This is a genomic window from Roseateles asaccharophilus (assembly GCF_004362405.1).
GTDB lineage: Bacteria > Pseudomonadota > Gammaproteobacteria > Burkholderiales > Burkholderiaceae_C > Kinneretia > Kinneretia asaccharophila.
Window position 1 is genome coordinate 37964 of sequence record NZ_SNXE01000004.1, and the last position, 18142, is coordinate 56105.

The following is an 18142-nucleotide window of genomic DNA, read 5'->3' on the forward strand; positions in this document are numbered from 1 at the left end:
GACAGCGCGTTACCCGATACGGGGGTATAGCTCAGCTGGGAGAGCGCTTGCATGGCATGCAAGAGGTCAGCGGTTCGATCCCGCTTACCTCCACCAAATTCCCCAGGGAGTTTGTGTGGCGCGCGGTTCAAGTAAAACGGCTTTTGCCTCGTTCGTCTAGAGGCCTAGGACACCACCCTTTCACGGTGGCTACAGGGGTTCGAATCCCCTACGAGGTACCAGTTAGATGATTGCACTAGACGGCAATCATCGCCACGCGGAGTGGTAGTTCAGTTGGTTAGAATACCGGCCTGTCACGCCGGGGGTCGCGGGTTCGAGCCCCGTCCACTCCGCCACAATTTTTACGCTTGAACGGCGCGTTACCCGATACGGGGGTATAGCTCAGCTGGGAGAGCGCTTGCATGGCATGCAAGAGGTCAGCGGTTCGATCCCGCTTACCTCCACCAAATTCCCCAGGGAGTTTGTGTGGCGCGCGGTTCAAGTAAAACGGCTTTTGCCTCGTTCGTCTAGAGGCCTAGGACACCACCCTTTCACGGTGGCTACAGGGGTTCGAATCCCCTACGAGGTACCAGTTAGATGATTGCACTAGACGGCAATCATCGCCACGCGGAGTGGTAGTTCAGTTGGTTAGAATACCGGCCTGTCACGCCGGGGGTCGCGGGTTCGAGCCCCGTCCACTCCGCCATAAATATCAAATCCCCGGATTGCGAAAGCATCCGGGGATTTTTTTTGTGCGACACTGCGTAGTATTCGTGCGTTTTAAACGCCAGTGATTCGAAACATCAGGCGGCAGCGCAAACCAATTGCTCTTATCCGCGCCTCACATACCCATCTCCATCCGCAAGCAAGGGGATAAGCCTGGCCGGTCCATTACCGACGCCCAAGATGGCGCAGCATCGGCTAAGTGCAGGAGCAAGTGGGGCTGGTGGAGCGCCTCTGAAGCCTCAAGAACTCAGGCTGTTTCGAATCAAGCCCACGGCATGCCCCTCGATGGCGAACTCCTCGCCAGGGCGTACTTCGATGGGCTCGAAATCCGGGTTTTCGGGCAGCAGGCAGATGCCGCTGCGGTTCTTCTGGTAACGCTTGACCGTGACCTCGTCGCCGATGCGCGCCACCACGATCTGCCCGTTGCGGGCCTCGCTGCACTTCTGCACGGCCAGCAAATCGCCGTCCATGATGCCGATATCTTTCATGCTCATGCCTTTGACTTTGAGCAGGAAGTCGGGACGGCGTGCGAACATGCCGGCTTCCACCGTGTAGCTCTGTTCGATGTGCTCTTCGGCCAGGATGGGCGCGCCCGCTGCCACGCGGCCCACCAGGGGCAGGGTCAGCTGGGCAAGTTGGGGGATGGGCAGGGCGAACTGGCGGCTGCTTTCGCGCTCGACCCGCTCGCGGCGTTCCTGGTTGAGGGCGCGCAGTGTGTCAGACTTCAGGCGAATGCCCCGCGAGGTGCCGCCCAGCAGCTCGATCACGCCTTTGCGCGCCAGGGCCTGCAGATGTTCCTCGGCGGCATTGGCCGAGCGAAAGCCCAGCTCGGCGGCGATTTCGGCCCGGGTGGGTGGGGCGCCGGTGGTCTCGATGGCCTCGCGCACCAGATCGAAAATCTGCTGCTGGCGGGCGGTGAGTTTGGGGCTGCTGCTGTCCACGGCTGACCTCGCTGAAGCGTTGGGGCGACCGGCTGATTGTATATCCAGTAACTGTTCATTCATCCAGGATTCTTCATCTTGCAAGCGCATATCCCCTCAGAGACCTCTCGCCGCGTCGTCATCCTCGGCACCGGCGGCACGATTGCCGGCCGTGCCAGCCAGGCCAGTGACAACGTGGGCTACACCGCAGCCCAGCTGGGTGTGGATCAGCTGGTGGCTGCCATTCCGGCCCTGGCCGGCCAGGCGCTGGAGGCCGAGCAGGTGGCCCAGCTGGACAGCAAGGACATGGACTTCGCCGCTTGGCAGCGCCTGGCGCAGCGCCTGGCCGAGCATCTGGCCCGGCCCGAGGTGGCTGGCGTGGTGGTGACGCATGGCACGGACACGCTGGAGGAGACGGCCTACTTCCTGCAGCAGGTGCTGGCTCCGTTCAAGCCCGTGGTGCTGACCGCCGCGATGCGTCCGGCCACCGCCTTGCAGACCGATGGCCCGCAAAACCTGCTGGATGCCGTGGCCCTGGCGCGCGAGCCCGGCGCGCGCGGCGTGCTCACCGTTTTTGCCGGTGCCATCCATGGCGCCGAACAGGTGCGCAAGGTGCACAGCTACAAGGTGGAGGCCTTTGCCTCGGCCGAGGGCGGGCAGCTGGGGGTGGTGGAGGAGGGGCGGGTGCGCTGTTTCGGCGCCTGGCCGCAGGGTCAAGCCTTGGGGCTGGCGAGCATTGTGCGGCCTGCGGCCGAATGGCCGCGGGTGATGCTGCTGTGGAACCATGTGGGCGCGGACGGCGCCTTGGTGCGCGCCTTGCTGGACCATCCCACGCAGCGGCCCCATGGCCTGGTGGTGGCGGGCACCGGCAATGGCACGCTGGCCACGGATCTGGAGGCCGCGCTGCGCGAGGCGCAGGCGTCTGGCGTGCGCGTGCTGCGCAGCACGCGTTGCGACGCCGGGCCGGTGATGGACCTGCCCGGCGCCCTGCCCAGCGCGGGAGCGCTGAGTCCGGTCAAGGCCAGGATCCGGCTGCTGCTCGATCTGCTGGCCGAGATGTAAGGACCGAGGCCGATCAGGCCAGGGTCAGGGTCACGTCGATGTTGCCACGGGTGGCGTTGGAGTAGGGGCAGACCTGATGAGCCGCGTCCACCAGCTCCTGGGCCAAGGCGCGTTCCACGCCGGGCACGGAGATGCTCATGGCCACCTGGATGCCGAAGCCTGCGGGGATGGGGCCGATGCCCACGTCGGCGGTGATGGACACCTCGGCGGGCAGGGCCACCTTCCTCATCATGGCCACATGCTTGAGCGCGCCGATGAAACAGGCCGAGTAGCCGGCCGCGAAGAGCTGCTCCGGGTTGGTGCCCGGGCCGCCGGCGCCGCCCAGTTCCTTGGGGGTGGAGAGTTGCACATTGAGTGCGCCGTCCGAGCTGGACGCCGTGCCCTGGCGGCCGCCGGTGGAGGTAGCGCGGGCGGTGTAGAGGACTTTGTCGAGGGCCATGGTGTGCTTCCTATCAAACAGGGTGGGTGGGTGAGGGAATCTCGGCGTCCGCCAGCTGCTGTCGCAGCTCGTGCAGGCGTCGGGTCAGGGAACTCAGTTCTTCCAGCGAGCAGGCGGCGGCACAGGCCAGCCGCGGCGGGATTTCGACGGCCTGTGTCTTGAGGCTACGGCCAGCCGGCGTCAGCAAGATGTCGACACGGCGTTCGTCCTCCGCGGCGCGCTGGCGCAGCAGCAGGCCGGCGGCCTCCATGCGCTTGAGCAAGGGGGTGAGCGTGCCCGAGTCCAGCGAGAGGCGCTGGCCCAGGGTGGACACCCCGATGCCATCCTGTTCCCACAGCGCCAGCATCACCAGGTACTGCGGATAGGTCAGGCCCAGGGGCTCCAGTAGGGGCTTGTAGAGCTTGGTCATGGCCAGGGAGCTGGCGTAGAGGGCAAAACACAGCTGCTGGTCCAGACGCAACCAGTCGGCGCTGGGCGGCGGGGCCGGGTTTGCCAGGGCCTGGGGGGCGAGGGTCTTGCTGCGTGCCATGGGTGATAATGTAGTTCGCAATTAAATTGCGTACAATCTAAATGGGTATTCGAAAGCGAGAGCAAGCATGACGATGATCGCGAACCTGCTGGTGGGCCTGGTGGCCGCCTTGCATCTGTACATCCTGGTACTGGAGATGTTCCTCTGGACCAAGCCGCTGGGCCGCAAGGTCTTCCGGCTGGAACCCGACTTCGCCGAAGCCAGCAAGGTGCTGGCCGCGAATCAGGGGCTGTACAACGGCTTTCTCGCCACCGGCCTGGCCTGGGGACTGCTGGCTGGCAAGCTCGATGTGCAGCTGTTTTTCCTCGGCTGCGTCGTTGTGGCCGGCGTCTACGGTGCGGCCACGGTCGGCAAGAAGATCCTGTTTGTCCAGGCCCTGCCAGCTGCCGTCGCGATGGCGGCGGTGCTGGCGGCCTGAGTACGCGTCCAGGCTGGGGCTGACTTGCGCTAGCATGCAGGCCTGCGGTGCAAGCCGCACCCGGGCCCGCGGGAAGGGTTGAACCCACTTGCCTTCTTTTGCACGACACGTGCTCACACCCTCTGTGCAGCCGGTTCGCGGGCCATCGGCAAGGCACTGGAGGTTCCTGTGAAGCCCGTGATCAAACGACTGCCTGCCCGGCCAGATCTGGCCCATCTGAAGAAGCAGGCCAAGCAACTACTGAACGACTGGCGCGAAGCGCGGCCCGAGGCGCTGGAGCGCCTTCAGGCACTGCGTGTGGTGGCCGAGCCCGTGAGCGGTGTCGATCGCGCTGCGCAGCGGGTTGAAGCGGCGCCGCGCCTGAGCCTGGCCCAGCTGTGCCTGGCCCGCGAGCATGGCTGCTCGTCCTGGAGCGAACTGTCGGCCTGGGTCACCGTGCGGCGGCAGCTGAGTGAGGATCCAGCGCGCAGGCTGCAGCACTGGCTGGCCCTGGTCTACCCTGGCGACGTGGTCGGCAGCCTGGACCGGGCCCGGCCCCGGCTGGCGGCGCAGATGCTGGAGGAGGAGGGCACTGCGATGCTGGGCGAGGATCCCTGGCTGGCCTGTGCCGTGGGCGATCTCGAGACCCTGCGCCGGGCCAGCAGCCGGGATCCGGCCTGGGTGCATCGCCCTGGCGGCCCGCTGGCCTTGCCGCCTCTGCTGGCCGTGACCCATTCCAGCCTGGTGCGTCTGCCGGCCTTTGCCGAGGGGCTGCGCGACAGCCTGCGCTGGTTGCTGGCGGCCGGTGCCGATCCGAACCAGACCGCTGGCAGCCGCTGGCCGCCTGCCTCGGTGGCGGCACCTTCGAACGAGCATGCGCTCACGGCCCTGTATGGGGCCGCCGGCCAGCACGGCGATGCCATCCTGACCCAGCTGCTGCTTGATGCCGGCGCCGACCCCGATGACGGCGAGTCGCTGTACCACGCGCTTGAGCATCCGGACTGTCTGCAGCCCTTGCTCGAGGCCGGGGCGCGGGTGGCGGGCACGGGGGCGATCTATCGCGTGCTTGATCGGGACGACCTGTTGACGCTGCGCCTGCTGCTTGCCCACGGGGCGGACCTGAATGAGCCCCCGCCGCAGGGGGCGGCGCAGGCCTGGCCGTCGCCACTGCTCTGGGCGATCCGCCGCGGGCGCTCGCTGGCCCATGTCGAGACCTTGCTGGACGCCGGGGCGGATCCGGCTGTCCGCACGGCCGAGGGGCTCGATGCAGCCAGTCTGGCCCTGCAGTACGGCCTGCCCGCCCTGGCCGAGCGGCTGGCGTGCGGTGCTCAGCCCGCTCAGTCCCGTCTGTCGGCGCGCTTCGTCGCCGCCTGCTCATGCGGCGATGAGCCGGCTGCCCGTGCGCTGCTGTCGATGCAGCCCGGCTTGGTGGCCGCGCTGTCGGCGGCGGAACTCAGGCTGCTGCCGGAAATGGCGGCGCTGGGGCGCCACGAGGCGGTCCGCTGCATGGTGCGGCTGGGTTGGCCGATCGCCACGCCCGGCGGGGATTGGTCAGCCTCGGCGTTCAACCAGGCGGTTTTCCGCGGCGACGCCGAAATGGCTCGGTTCCTGCTCGCCCACGGCGCCGACTGGCGCGAGGTCCATGGCTTCGGCAGCGATGCGCTGGGCACCCTGTCCTGGGCCTCCTGCAACGAGCCCGACGGGATCGGTCCTGGCCCGGATGCCGGTGACTGGCCGGGCTGCGCAGCGGCGATGCGTGAGCACGGAATGCCCGCGGCCCGCCCGGACCCGCAGGACCCCGATGCCCTGCTGATCGACGGGCGCAGCCTTGAGTTCTCCGACGAGGTCTGCGAGATCTTGCTGCGCCTGCCCTAGGCCGCGGCCTGGATGGCGTCGATCTCGGCGCTGAGCTCCAGCCAGCGCATCTCGGCGGCTTCCAGTTCGTCGTGGATGGCTTTCAGGCGCTTGCCCAGGTCCGCAATCCTGGCCGGGGTGGCGCTGCCGCTGGCCAGCTCGTTCTCGATGGCCAGGCGCTCGTCGGCCAGCTGCTTGAGGCGGGCGTCGATCTGCTCCATCTCCTTGCGCAGCGGCTTGGTCTGCTCGGCCAGGCGGGCACGTGCCTGACCGCTGGCCTTGCGGTCCTCGCGCTTGAAGATCTGGGGTGCGGCGGGTTCGGGCATGGGCGCCGGGGCGGGCGCCGCCACGGCCGCAGATGTTGCGGCGGCCGTGCGGGCCGCTTCCTTGGCCAGTTTGGCCATCTCGCGCGACTGCTCCAGCAACCACTTCTGGTAGTCGTCCAGATCGCCGTCGAAGGGGCCGACCTTGCCGCCCGTGACCAGCCAGAACTCGTCGCAGACCTCGCGCAGCAGGGCGCGGTCGTGGCTGACCAGCATCACCGTGCCCTCGAACTCGTTGAGTGCCATGGAAAGCGCCTCGCGGGTCTGCAGGTCCAGGTGGTTGGTCGGCTCATCCAGCAGCAGCAGATTGGGGCGCTGCCAGACCAGCATGGCCAGCACCAAGCGGGCCTTCTCGCCACCCGAGAGGCTGCCCACGGCCTGGTTGACCATGTCGCCGACGAAGCGGAACTGGCCCAGGAAGTCGCGCAGCTCCTGCTCGCGCGCCTGCGGGCTCACCTCCTTGGCCAGGCGGATCATGTGCATCAGCGGGCCTTCGTCGGGCCGCAGCACATCCATTTCCTGCTGGGCAAAGTAACCGATGGACAGACCCTTGCCCTCGGTGATCTTGCCGCCCATGGCGCGCTGCATGCGCGCCACGGTCTTGACCACGGTGGACTTGCCCTGGCCGTTGGCGCCCAGGATGCCGATGCGCTGGCCGGCCAGCACCGAGCGGTCGATGCCGCGCACGATGATCTTCTCGCCCTCGTCGGTGTCGTAGCCGCAGGCCACTTCATCGAACATCAGCATGGGGTTGGGCAGGCTGACCGGCTCACGGAACTCGAAGCTGAAGTCCGAGGCGGTGAGCACCGGCGCCAGCTTCTCCATGCGCTCCAGCGCCTTGACCCGGCTCTGCGCCTGCTTGGCCTTGCTGGCCTTGGCCTTGAAGCGGTCGATGAACTTCTGCAGATGCGCCATGCGATCCTGCTGCTTCTCGTAGGCCGCCTGCTGCAGCACCATGCGCTCGGCGCGCATGGCCTCGAACGCGGTGTAGTTGCCGCCGTAGCGGTGCAGCTTGGCTTCGTCCAGGTGCAGGGTCACCTTGGTGATCGCGTCCAGGAACTCGCGGTCGTGGCTGATCACGATCAGGGTGCCGTCGTAGCGCTGCAGCCAGGCTTCCAGCCAGACCAGGGCGTCCAGGTCCAGGTGGTTGGTGGGCTCGTCCAGCAGCATCAGGTCGGCCGGGCACATCAGGGCGCGGGCCAGTTGAAGACGCATGCGCCAGCCGCCGGAGAAGCTGTTCACCGGCGCATCCACCTGATCACCCCTGAAGCCCAGGCCCATCAGCAGCGCCTGCGCGCGGGGGCGGGCGTCAAAGGCGCCGGCGTCCATCAAGAGGCCATGGGCCTCGGCCATGGCGTGGCCGTCCTCGGCGGCCTCGGCCTCCTCCAGGGCCTTGCGCGCAGCCATCAGCCGCGTGTCGCCCTCCAGCACGAAGTCGGTGGCCGGCATCTCGGTCTCGGGCATGTTCTGCGCGACCTCGCCCACGGCCCATTGGCGCGGGATCTCGATCTCGCCCTTGTCGCTCTGCAGCCGGTCGGTCAGCAGGGCGAAGAGGCTGGACTTGCCGGCACCGTTGCGGCCCACCAGGCCGATCTTTTCGCCGGGTTGCAGGGTGACGCTGGCGTCGTCCAGCACGATCTTGGTGCCGCGACGCAGGGTGATGTTCTTCAGTTGGATCATTGTTCTTCTTGTCCCGGCGTGGCCGCGGTCTGCTCCAGCAGCAGGGCCTCGCGCGTGATCAGGCAGACCTGGTCGGCGCCGGAGGAGGTGTCCATCCAGGCCACGGCCAGGCTGGGAAATGCGGCTTCAAAGAAGGGGCGCTCGTTGCCGATTTCCAGCACCAGCACGCCGTCTTCGCTCAGGTGGGCGGGCGCCTGGGCCAGCAGGCCGCGCACGAAGTCCATGCCGTCGGCGCCGCCGGCCAGGGCCAGCTCGGGCTCGGCCTGGTACTCGGCGGGCAGGGCGGCCATGGAAGCGCTGTTGACATAGGGCGGGTTGCACAGGATCAGGTCATAGACCTTGCCCGCGGCGGGCGCCAGGCCATCGCCCTGCAGCAGGCGGATGCGGTCCTGCAGGCCGTGCTTGTCCACATTGATGCGGGCCACTTCCAGGGCCTCGGGGCTGAGGTCGATCGCGTCCACGCGGATCTCGGGCCAGGCCAGGGCGGCCAGCACGGCCAGGCTGCCATTGCCGGTGCACAGGTCCAGCACCTCGGTGGTGGCCTCGCTGAGCCAGGGGTCGATGCTGGCGTCGGCGATCAGCTCCGCGATGAAGCTGCGCGGCACGATGGCGCGTTCGTCCACATAGAAGGGAACGCCTTGCAGCCAAGCCTCGCGGGTGAGGTAGGCGGCGGGCTTGCGGCTCGTGATGCGCTCGTCCACCAGGGCCGCGATCTGGGCCTGCTGGTCGTGTGTCAGGTCTTGCTGGGCATGCTCGTCCAGGGCATCCAGGGGCAGACCCAGGCGCCACAGGGCCAGCCAGACGGCCTCGTCAAAGGCGGTGGCCGTGCCATGCCCAAATGAAACGCCCGCCTCCGTGAGGCGGGCGGCTTCTTGTTCGATACAGGTGATGAGCTTCACAGCAGCAGGTTCTCCAGCGTGCGCCGGTAGATGTTCTTGAGCGGATCGATGCAGTCGGCCGGCACGTTCTCGTCCACCTTGTGGATGGTGGCATTGATGGGGCCGAACTCCAGCACCTGGGGGCAGATCTTGGCAATGAAGCGGCCGTCCGAGGTGCCGCCTGTGGTGGAGAGTTCGGGCTTCAGCCCCGTCTCGGCCGCAATGGCGGCAGACACGGCGTCACTGAGGCTGCCCACCGGGGTCAGAAAAGGCTCGCCCCCCAGGGTCCAGGCCAGCTCGTAGTCGAGTCCGTGGCGCTTGAGCAGGGTCTCGACCTTGTGCTTGAGTCCTTCGGGTGTGGACTCGGTGGAGAAGCGGAAGTTGAAGTCGATCAGCACATCGCCCGGGATCACATTGGTGGCACCCGTGCCCGCGTGGATATTGGAGATCTGGAAGCTGGTGGCCGGGAAGTAGCTGTTGCCGCGGTCCCACTCGGTCGCGGCCAGCTCGGCCAGGGCCGGGGCCACCTGATGCACCGGGTTGCGGGCCAGGTGCGGATAGGCCACATGGCCCTGGATGCCCAGCACGCGCAGCTTGCCCGAGAGCGTGCCGCGGCGGCCGTTCTTGACCATATCGCCCAGGCGCTCCACCGAGGTGGGCTCGCCCACGATGCAGAAATCCAGGCGCTGCTGGCGCGCCCTGAGACGCTCGCAGCAGACCACGGTGCCGTCCACGGCCGGGCCTTCCTCGTCGCTGGTCAGCAAGAAGGCCACACTGCCGCGGTGCTCGGGGTGGGCCACCACGAATTCCTCGGCCGCCACCACCATGGCCGCCACCGAACCCTTCATATCGGCGGCGCCGCGGCCGTAGAGCCGGCCGTCGCGGTAGCTGGGCACAAAGGGGTCGCTGGTCCAGGCCTCGAGCTTGCCGGGCGGCACCACATCGGTGTGGCCGGCAAACATCAGGACCGGAGCGTCATCGCCCGCGCTGCCCCGCTTGAGGGCCCAGAGATTGGCCACCCGGAAATGCTCGGGCCCACTGTCCATGCGCTCGATCTCGAAGCCGCAGCGGGCCAGGCGTTCGGCAATCAGGTCCTGGCAGCCGGCATCGGTCGGGGTGACCGAGGGGCGAGTGATCAGGGCTTCGAGCAGGGCAAGGGTTTGACTCATGAGGGGCGGCGCAGCGGACGAGCGTGGTTCTGAAACTCAGTCGGGACGGACGTCCAGGGTGATCTCGGTGAAGCTGGCCAGATCGCTGGCCGGCTCTTCCTTCTTCTTGCCTGCGGCCGGACCGAGGGCGGCCGGGTTCTCGTTCTGCAGGCGCCAGAGCAGATTGGTGGGCGAGTCGGCGAAGGCCAAACCTTCCTCACGGGTAATGGTGCCGTCCTTGATGAGCTTGGCGAAATGCTCCTCGAAGGTCTGCGAGCCCTCGGCGATGGACTTCTCCATGGCCTCTTTCGCACCCGTGAAGTCGCCGCGTTCGATCAGCTCGGCGATCAGCTTGGTATTGAGCAGGATTTCGGTCACGGGCACACGGCCGCCGGCCGTGGCGCGCACCAGGCGCTGCGAGACCACGGCCTTCAGGCCCGCGGCCAGGTCGTTCAGCAGGGCCGGACGCGACTCCGGCGTGTAGAAGGACAGGATACGGTTGAGTGCGTGGTAGCTGTTGTTGCCGTGCAGGGTGGCTACCACCAGATGACCGGACAGGGCGTAGGAGATGGCCGCGGTCATGGTCTCGCGGTCGCGGATCTCGCCGATCAGGATGCAGTCCGGCGACTGGCGCAGCGCGTTCTTCAGCGCGATCTGCAGCGAGGCGGTGTCGCGCCCCACCTCACGCTGGTTCACCACCGAGCGCTTGTTGCTGAAGAGGTATTCCAGCGGGTCCTCGATGGTGAGGATATGGCCCGCCATCTGCTGGTTGCGATGCTCCAGCATGGCCGCCAGGGTGGTGCTCTTGCCGGTGCCGGTGGCGCCCACCATGAGGATCAGGCCGCGCTTTTCCAGAATCATCTTGCCCAGGATGGGCGGCAGATTCAAAGACTCCAGCGAGGGGATCACATGGGGGATGTGGCGGAACACCGCGGCGATGGAGCCGCGCTGGCGAAAGCCCGAGAGCCGGAAGCTCCCCACCTTGGGCACGGCCACCGCCATGTTCAGCTCGCCCGTGGCGTCGAGCTCGGCCAGCTGGCCGGCATCGATGAGCTCCGCGATCAGCTGGCGGGGCTGGCTGGGTGCGAGCAACTGGTCGGAGAGCTGCAGCATCTGGCCATTGATGCGTATCAGCACCGGCATATTGGCCGAGAGATAGCAGTCCGAGGCACCCTTGTCCGCCATCAGGCGCAGGATGCGCTCCATATTGCCGCTGCTGCTCATGCTGTGCTTGCCTTCCGGGTAAATGCTGGCGATCTCGGCCGGGCCGCCGGGCCCGGCCAGCGATCAGGCGCGCAGCAGATCGTTGATGCTGGTCTTGGCGCGGGTGCCGGCGTCGACCTTCTTCACGATGATGGCGGCGTAGAGGCTGTACTTGCCGCCGTCCTTGGGCAGGGAGCCGCTGATCACCACCGAGCCGGCGGGCACGCGGCCGTAGCTCACGGTGCCGGTTTCGCGGTCGTAGATGGGGGTGCTCTGACCGATGTACACGCCCATGGAGATCACCGAGTTCTCTTCCACGATCACGCCTTCCACCACTTCGGAGCGGGCGCCGATGAAGCAGTTGTCCTCGATGATGGTGGGGTTGGCCTGCAGGGGCTCCAGCACGCCGCCGATGCCCACGCCGCCGCTCAGGTGCACGTTCTTGCCGATCTGGGCGCAGGAGCCGACCGTGGCCCAGGTGTCCACCATGGTGCCCTCATCGACATAGGCGCCGATGTTCACGTAGGAGGGCATCAGGATCACGTTCTTGGCCTGGAAGCTGCCGCGACGGGCCACGGCGGGCGGCACCACGCGCACGCCCGAGGCGCGGATGGCGGCCTCGTCCATCTGGCCGTACTTGCTGGGCACCTTGTCGAAGAAGGTCAGGGCGCCTTCGCCCATCAGCTGGTTGTCGTTCAGGCGGAAGGACAGCAGCACGGCCTTCTTGATCCACTGGTGCACGGTCCACTGGCCCACGCCCTGGCGCTCGGCCACGCGCAGGCGGCCCGCGTCCAGCTCGCCCAGCACATGGTCCACGGCCTCGCGCACGGCACCGGTGCTGCTGGTGTTCAGGGAGGCGCGGTCTTCCCAGGCCTGTTCGATGGTGGCTTGCAGTTGGCTCATGGTGCTCTGAGGGTTCACTTGGAGGAGAAGGAGGAAACGAATTCGACGATGCGCTGTGCGGCTTCCAGGCACTCGGCCTGGTCGGCCACCAGGGCCAGACGCACGCGGCCGGCGCCGGGGTTCAGGCCATGGGCCTCGCGGGCCAGCAGGCTGCCCGGCAGCACCGTCACATTGTATTGAGCGAGCAGCTGCTGGGCGAAGGCGATATCGTCCCCGCCGCACACATGGGCGGGCACGCCGGCCCAGAGGTAGAAGCTCGCATCCGGCAGGGCCACGTCCAGGACCTGGGCCAGCAGGGGCGTGACGCGCGCGAACTTGGCGCGGTACTCCTCGCGGTTGGCCACCACATGGGCCTCGTCGTTCCAGGCGGCGATGCTGGCGGCCTGCACCATGGGGTTCATGGCGCTGCCGTGGTAGGTGCGGTAGAGCAGGAACTTCTTGATCAGGGCCGCGTCGCCGGCCACAAAGCCCGAGCGCATTCCCGGCACATTGGAGCGCTTGGACAGGCTGGTGAAGGCGATCAGATTGCGGAAGTCGCTGCGGCCCAGCTTGGCGGCAGCCTCCAGGCCAGAGAGCGGCGCTTCATCACGGAAATAGATTTCCGAGTAGCACTCGTCCGAGGCGATCACGAAGCCATGTTTGTCGCTGAGCGCGAACAGGGCTTCCCATTCCTCCAGTGGCATCACCGCGCCGGTGGGGTTGCCGGGCGAGCAGGTGTAGAGCAGCTGGGTGCGGGCCCAGGTGGTCTCGTCGATCTGCGACCAGTTGGCCGCGAAATTGCGGGCCGGGTCGCTGTTGGCAAAGGCGGTCTGGGCGCCGGCCAGCAGGGCCGCGCCCTCATAGATCTGATAGAAGGGATTGGGGCAGACCACGGTGGCGCCCGTGCCTGCACCTCCACGACGGGGGTCGATCACGGTCTGGGCCAGCGCAAACAGCGCCTCGCGCGAGCCGTTCACCGGCAGCACCTGGGTGGCGGCATCCAGGCTCAGGCCGTAGCGGCGTTGCAGCCAGGCGCTGATGGCCTCGCGCAGCTTGGGTTCACCGGCCGTGGCGGGGTAGGCCGAGAGGCTCTTGAGGCTGGCCATCAAGGCCTCCTCGATGAGCTTGGGCGCCGGATGCTTGGGCTCGCCGATGCCCAGGCTGATGGGACGGTAGGCCGGGTTGGGCGCGATGTCCTTGGTGAGCGCGCGCAGGCGCTCGAAGGGGTAAGGATGGAGCTTGTCCAGCAGGGGATTCATGGCGGCGGGGCAGGGCGATGGGGCGGCAATGTCGGGCTGCGGCAGGTGGCGACAGATGGCCGCGAACGGCGGCTAACTGCCCCTGCGGCAGGGCTGCCATCATAGCCAGCCGGCGCAGCCGGGCTGGCCGCAGCGGCAGGCCAGCCGCCCCTCGTGGTGGGTGGCACCGTAGCCCACGGTGATTTCCTCGCCCGGTGCGATGGCGCGGCTGGCGAAGAACTCGATGGCGCCATCCTGCACCTGGATGCGGGCATTGGGCGCGCAGCTGTGGTTGGTGAAGCGCAGCGCGTCCTCGCTGCGTGTGGCGTCGATGGCGCGGCTTTCGCTCAGCTCCACCAGCATGATGCGCTGGCGCCCGGCGGCGCGGCGCCGGCCCTCGGCCACGGTGATGGCCTCGCCGGTGAGCGCGCCGATGCGCGCACCCGCTGCAATGGGCTCATCGGCAAAGACCCCGTAGCCATCGATGCGGCTGCGACGCACCGCGACCGCGACGCTCAGATGGGCGGAGCTGGTCCGGATCCCCAAGCTAAGGTGCCCCCCGCCCGTGGGTACACGGGCGGTCCCCCACGGGGGCAGGCAAGCTGTTCTTGGGAGCGTCCCGGCGAACCGCTTGCATCAGCGCAGCAGGCCCGATTCGAAGGAATGCGCCGGCAGGTCCACCTTGGGCTGGGGCTTCCAGCCCTTCTTGCGGTGCTCCACGACCACATTGGTGTAGATGCCGCCGCGCACATACCACTTGGCGGTGATGCGGATGAAGCGCGGGTTCGTCACCTTCACGATGTCTTCCAGGATGGTGTTGGTCACCTTCTCGTGGAAGGCGCCCTCGTCGCGGTAGCTCCAGAAGTACATCTTCAGGCTCTTGAGCTCCACGCAGAACTTGTCCGCGATCATGTCGATCGTGAAGTGGGCGAAGTCGGGCTGACCGGTCAACGGGCAGTGGCAGGTGAACTCGGGCACCTGGAACTGGATCACATAGTCGCGCTCGGGGGCCGGGTTGGGGAAGACATGCAGCTCCTTGCTCGGACGCGAGGGCGGGTTGGGCGGCATCTCGCGCATCTTGGGCGCGGGCTTGGCCGCCTTGCTCGCCTTGATGGGCTTCGCAGCAGCGGTGGTCTTCGGGGCAGCCGGCTTGGCGGTGGAGGGGGTCTTGGCCATGTTCTTGGTGCTGGCGCCTGTCCGGCCGCATAAGCCAGAACGGGCTGAATTTCAGGGTAGGCCCCGATGGTATCATCCGAGCCCGTGAAAGCCCCGCTCGATGGGGCTTTTCCGTAAACAAATCAACGGCTTAGCAAGTGTTCTGAATCCGCGTCCATGCGCCTGAACTCGATCAAGCTCTCGGGCTTCAAATCCTTTGCCGATCCCACCAACTTCCAGCTGCCCGGGCAGCTGGTGGGTGTGGTCGGGCCCAATGGCTGCGGCAAGTCCAACATCATGGACGCGGTGCGCTGGGTGCTGGGCGAGAGCAAGGCCAGCGAGCTGCGTGGCGAGTCCATGCAGGACGTGATCTTCAACGGCAGCGGCAACCGCAAGCCAGCCAGCCGCTCCAGCGTGGAGCTGGTCTTCGACAACGCGAGTGCCCGCGCGGGCGGGCAGTGGAACCAGTTTTCCGAGATCGCGGTCAAGCGCGTGCTCACGCGCGACGGCACCAGCAGCTACTTCATCAACAACCAGCCGGTGCGCCGCCGCGATGTGCAGGACGTGTTCCTGGGTACGGGCCTGGGGCCGCGGGCCTACGCCATCATCGGCCAGGGCACTATCAGCCGCATCATCGAGTCCAAGCCGGAGGAGATGCGCATGTTCCTGGAGGAGGCCGCCGGGGTCTCCAAGTACAAGGAACGTCGTCGCGAGACCGAGAACCGGCTCAGGGATACGCGCGAGAACCTCACGCGGGTCGAGGACATCCTGCGCGAGCTGAACAACAACCTCGAGAAGCTGGAGAAGCAGGCCGAGGTCGCCGCCAGCTATCGGCAGCTGCAGGACGCCGGCACGCTCAAGCTGCACCAGCTCTGGTTCCTCAAGCACCGTGACGCCAGCAGCGAGCAGGCGCGGGTCAAGGGCGAGCATGCCGAGGCGCTGAATGCGCTGGAGTCGCGCACCGCCGAGTTGCGCCATGTCGAGGCCGAGCTGGAAACCATACGCCAGGCCCATTACGCTGCGGGCGACGAGCTGCACGCCAGCCAGGGCCGCTTTGCCGAGGCCCAGCTGGAGGTCAGCCGCCTGGAAGAGCGCATCCGCTATGTGGTCGAGGGCCGCCAGCGGGTGCAGACCCGTCTGGCCGAGCTACAGGCGCAGAACCAGCAGTGGCAGGATCGCAGCGAGCAGGCTCAAGGCGAGCTGGAGACCATTGCCGAGCAGATCGCCATGGCCGAGGAGCAGAGCGAGATCCTGGCCGCCCAGGCCGAGGAGCAGGCCGCCAATCTGCCCAATAGCGAGGACGCGGTGCGTGCCGCCCAGGGCCGCGCCAACGAGCAGCGCGGCGCGGTGGTCCAGGTGCAGCAGCAGATCCAGGTGCTGGCCGCCGAGAGCCGCAATATCGAGGAACAGAACCGGGCCCTGCGCACCCGCCGTGAGCGCCTGGCTGCCGAGCGCCAGGGCCTGGCCGCGCCCGACCAGGACAAGCTGGCCGAGCTGAAGCGCCAGAGCGAGGCCGCCGACGAGGCCCGCGATCTGGCCGAGGCCCGCCTGCACGAGCTGCAGGAGCAACTGCCCCAGCTGGAAGACCAGCGCCGTGCGGTGCAGCAGGATGCCAATGCCCAGCTGGCACGTCAGTCCGAGCTGGTGGCCCGCCTGGAGGCCCTGCGCGCCCTGCAGGAAAAAGTGCAGACCGAGGGCAAGCTCAAGCCCTGGCTGGCCAAGCATGGGTTGGACGGCCTGCCGGGTCTGTGGACCCGCCTGCACATCGCCCAGGGCTGGGAGAACGCCCTGGAAGCCGCACTGCGCGAGCGCATGGGCGCGCTGCAGGTGGGCCGGCTGGAAACGGTGCGGGCCTTTGCGGCCGATGCGCCGCCGGCCCGCCTGGCCTTTTATTCGCCGCCCCAGGCCGCTATCGCCAACACCCACGAGACCCTGCCGCGCCTCTCCGAGCTGCTGCGCCTGGATGACGCCGGGCTCAAGGCCTTGCTCAATGACTGGCTGGAAGGCGTGTACACCGCCTCTTCCATGGACGAGGCCCTGGCCGGCCGCGCCAAGCTCAGCCATGGCGAGCTGATCATGACCCGCGAGGGCCATGCGGTGAGCCAGTTTGCGGTGAGCTTCTATGCGCCCGACTCCGAGCAGGCCGGCATGCTGGCCCGGGCCCAGGAGATTGAGCAGCTGCAGCTGGAAAGCCGCGCCCAGACCCTGATCGCTGACGAGGCCAAGAGCCAGCTGGTGCGCACCGATGCGGCCTTCAGCGAGGCCTCCCAGCGCCTGGTAGGCCTGCGCCGCGAAGCCAGCGAAACCCAGACCCGCGCCCACCAGCTGCAGGTGGAGCTGCTGCGCCTCTCGCAACAGGCCGAGGCCGCCAGCAGCCGGCGCAGCCAGCTGGAAGAGGAACTGGCCGAGATCGACGGCCAGATGGAAGAGCTGCAGGAGCGCCGCGTCACCGGCGAGGCCCGCTTCGAGGAGCTGGACCTGCAGCTGGCCACCACGCAGGAGCGCCATGCCGAGCTGGAGGAGGCCGTGATGCAGGCCGAGCGCCGCCTGGCCGAGGCGCGCGAGCAGCTGCGCGGCCTGGAGCGCCGCGCCCAGGAGGCGCAGTTCAGTGCCCGGGCCCTGGCCTCGCGCCGCGGCGAGCTGCAGCGTTCCATCGAGACGGCCCTGGCCCAGGTCAAGACCAATGAAGCCTCGGCCGAAGGCCTGCAGCGCGAGCTGGACACACTCAACGACGCGGCCGCCCAGGCCGGCCTGCAGGAGGCCCTGGCCCTCAAGCTGGAGCGCGAGAAGGAACTGGCCGCCGTGCGCAGCGGCTATGACGATCTGAGCCTGCGCCTGCGCAAGGCCGAGGAGCAGCGCCTGGAGTTCGAGCGCAGCCTGGACCCCTTGCGCGAGCGCATCACCAAGCTGCAGCTCGAAGAGCAGGCGGCCCAGCTGGGCGGCGCCCAGTTCATGGAGCAGCTGGTGGCGGCCCATGTGGATCTGGAGGCCCTGGCCCGCAGCATCGAGGAGGGGGGCGTCAAGCTCTACGGCCTGCAGGGCGAGATCGACCGCATCAACCGCGAGATCGCGGCCTTGGGGGCCGTCAATCTGGCGGCCCTGGACGAGCTGACGGCGGCGCGCGAGCGCAAGACCTTTCTGGACTCGCAGAACGCCGACCTGGCCGCCGCCATGAAGACCCTGGAGGACGCGATCCACAAGATCGATCTGGAGACGCGCGACCTGCTCTCCAGCACCTTCAACCAGGTCAACGAGCATTTCGGCCGCATGTTCCCGCAGCTCTTTGGCGGCGGGCAGGCCAAGCTGACCATGGTGGGCGAGGAGATTCTGGACGCCGGCGTGCAGGTCATGGCCCAGCCGCCGGGCAAGAAGAACAGCACCATCCACCTGCTCTCGGGGGGCGAGAAGGCGCTCACGGCCATCGCCCTGGTGTTTGCCATCTTCATGCTGAACCCGGCGCCCTTCTGCCTGCTGGACGAGGTGGACGCCCCGCTGGACGACGCCAACACCGAGCGCTACGCCAAGCTGGTGTCGGAGATGAGCGAGAAGGGCACCCAGTTCCTCTTCATCTCGCACAACAAGATCGCCATGGAGATGGCCAAGCAGCTCATCGGCGTGACCATGCAGGAGCAGGGCGTCTCGCGCATCGTGGCGGTGGATATGGAATCGGCGCTGAGCATGGCGGAGGCCGCGTGAGCGCGCGCCGGCCGGCGATCAAGAGCATGAGGG

General features: G+C 67.6%; 15 protein-coding genes and 6 tRNA genes. 10 read left to right on the plus strand and 11 right to left on the minus strand.

Annotated features, from left to right (window positions below; all coding sequences use genetic code 11):
- The first annotated feature begins 20 nt into the window (after positions 1–20).
- From DFR39_RS10245 to DFR39_RS10270, 6 genes are all read left to right on the plus strand, one after another.
- Positions 21–96 (plus strand) — tRNA-Ala (locus tag DFR39_RS10245).
- 49 nt (positions 97–145) lie between these two features.
- Positions 146–221 (plus strand) — tRNA-Glu (locus tag DFR39_RS10250).
- 37 nt (positions 222–258) lie between these two features.
- Positions 259–335 (plus strand) — tRNA-Asp (locus tag DFR39_RS10255).
- A gap of 35 nt (positions 336–370) precedes the next feature.
- Positions 371–446: transfer RNA gene (locus DFR39_RS10260), tRNA-Ala, on the plus strand.
- A 49-nt stretch (positions 447–495) separates the two neighbouring features.
- Positions 496–571: transfer RNA gene (locus DFR39_RS10265), tRNA-Glu, on the plus strand.
- Between the two features lie 37 nt (positions 572–608).
- A tRNA-Asp gene (locus DFR39_RS10270) sits at positions 609–685 on the plus strand.
- 259 nt (positions 686–944) lie between these two features.
- Here DFR39_RS10270 and lexA read toward each other — a convergent pair.
- Entirely contained in the window at positions 945–1646 is a 702-nt protein-coding gene (lexA, locus tag DFR39_RS10275; protein WP_246030781.1) for a transcriptional repressor LexA, read from the minus strand.
- 78 nt (positions 1647–1724) lie between these two features.
- Between lexA and DFR39_RS10280 the strand changes: the two genes are divergently transcribed.
- Entirely contained in the window at positions 1725–2687 is a 963-nt protein-coding gene (locus tag DFR39_RS10280) for an asparaginase (RefSeq protein WP_336622257.1), read from the plus strand.
- Between the two features lie 13 nt (positions 2688–2700).
- Here the strand turns inward: DFR39_RS10280 and DFR39_RS10285 are convergent, their stop codons facing one another.
- Both DFR39_RS10285 and DFR39_RS10290 read right to left on the minus strand, forming a co-directional pair.
- The gene (locus DFR39_RS10285) at positions 2701–3126 is read right to left on the minus strand and encodes an organic hydroperoxide resistance protein (protein WP_133603480.1); all 426 of its coding nucleotides are present in this window, start codon (positions 3124–3126) and stop codon (positions 2701–2703) included.
- Positions 3127–3139: 13 nt separating this feature from the next.
- Complete coding sequence (locus DFR39_RS10290) at positions 3140–3655, minus strand: MarR family winged helix-turn-helix transcriptional regulator (protein WP_133603481.1); 516 nt, start codon at positions 3653–3655, stop codon at positions 3140–3142.
- Between the two features lie 67 nt (positions 3656–3722).
- Here DFR39_RS10290 and DFR39_RS10295 point away from each other — a divergent pair, with 67 nt between their 5' ends.
- Both DFR39_RS10295 and DFR39_RS10300 read left to right on the plus strand, forming a co-directional pair.
- Positions 3723–4073: a DUF1304 domain-containing protein gene (locus DFR39_RS10295; protein ID WP_133603482.1), complete on the plus strand. Its 351-nt coding sequence runs from the start codon at positions 3723–3725 to the stop codon at positions 4071–4073.
- 168 nt (positions 4074–4241) lie between these two features.
- On the plus strand, positions 4242–5927 hold the full coding sequence (locus DFR39_RS10300) for an ankyrin repeat domain-containing protein (protein ID WP_246030782.1): 1686 nt from the start codon (positions 4242–4244) through the stop codon (positions 5925–5927).
- Here DFR39_RS10300 and DFR39_RS10305 read toward each other — a convergent pair.
- From DFR39_RS10305 to queF, 8 genes are all read right to left on the minus strand, one after another.
- A complete protein-coding gene (locus DFR39_RS10305; protein ID WP_133603483.1) occupies positions 5924–7909 on the minus strand; it encodes an ATP-binding cassette domain-containing protein in 1986 nt (661 codons plus the stop codon). The two genes, DFR39_RS10300 and DFR39_RS10305, sit on opposite strands and share 4 nt — an antisense overlap.
- Entirely contained in the window at positions 7906–8808 is a 903-nt protein-coding gene (gene prmB, locus DFR39_RS10310) for a 50S ribosomal protein L3 N(5)-glutamine methyltransferase (RefSeq protein ID WP_133603484.1), read from the minus strand. Before prmB ends, DFR39_RS10305 begins: the two co-directional genes overlap by 4 nt.
- Positions 8805–9956, minus strand: a complete 1152-nt coding sequence (gene dapE, locus DFR39_RS10315; RefSeq protein WP_133603485.1) for a succinyl-diaminopimelate desuccinylase — start codon at positions 9954–9956, stop codon at positions 8805–8807. The genes prmB and dapE overlap by 4 nt, the downstream gene beginning before the upstream one ends.
- Positions 9957–9992: 36 nt before the next feature.
- Positions 9993–11159: a PilT/PilU family type 4a pilus ATPase gene (locus DFR39_RS10320; RefSeq protein ID WP_246030783.1), complete on the minus strand. Its 1167-nt coding sequence runs from the start codon at positions 11157–11159 to the stop codon at positions 9993–9995.
- Between the two features lie 63 nt (positions 11160–11222).
- Positions 11223–12041 carry a 2,3,4,5-tetrahydropyridine-2,6-dicarboxylate N-succinyltransferase gene (gene dapD / locus DFR39_RS10325; protein ID WP_133603486.1) on the minus strand — a complete coding sequence of 273 codons (819 nt, stop codon included), beginning with the start codon at positions 12039–12041 and terminating at the stop codon, positions 11223–11225.
- A 14-nt stretch (positions 12042–12055) separates the two neighbouring features.
- Positions 12056–13279, minus strand: coding sequence for a succinyldiaminopimelate transaminase (dapC, locus tag DFR39_RS10330; RefSeq protein ID WP_133603487.1), 1224 nt, complete (start codon positions 13277–13279; stop codon positions 12056–12058).
- A gap of 99 nt (positions 13280–13378) precedes the next feature.
- Positions 13379–13804, minus strand: coding sequence for an SET domain-containing protein (locus DFR39_RS10335; protein WP_133603488.1), 426 nt, complete (start codon positions 13802–13804; stop codon positions 13379–13381).
- A 90-nt stretch (positions 13805–13894) separates the two neighbouring features.
- Positions 13895–14326: a preQ(1) synthase gene (gene queF / locus DFR39_RS10340; RefSeq protein WP_133603765.1), complete on the minus strand. Its 432-nt coding sequence runs from the start codon at positions 14324–14326 to the stop codon at positions 13895–13897.
- 264 nt (positions 14327–14590) lie between these two features.
- On the opposite strand from queF, the gene smc reads away from it, so the two are divergent.
- Positions 14591–18109, plus strand: a complete 3519-nt coding sequence (gene smc / locus DFR39_RS10345; RefSeq protein WP_133603489.1) for a chromosome segregation protein SMC — start codon at positions 14591–14593, stop codon at positions 18107–18109.
- The last annotated feature ends 33 nt before the right edge of the window (positions 18110–18142 follow it).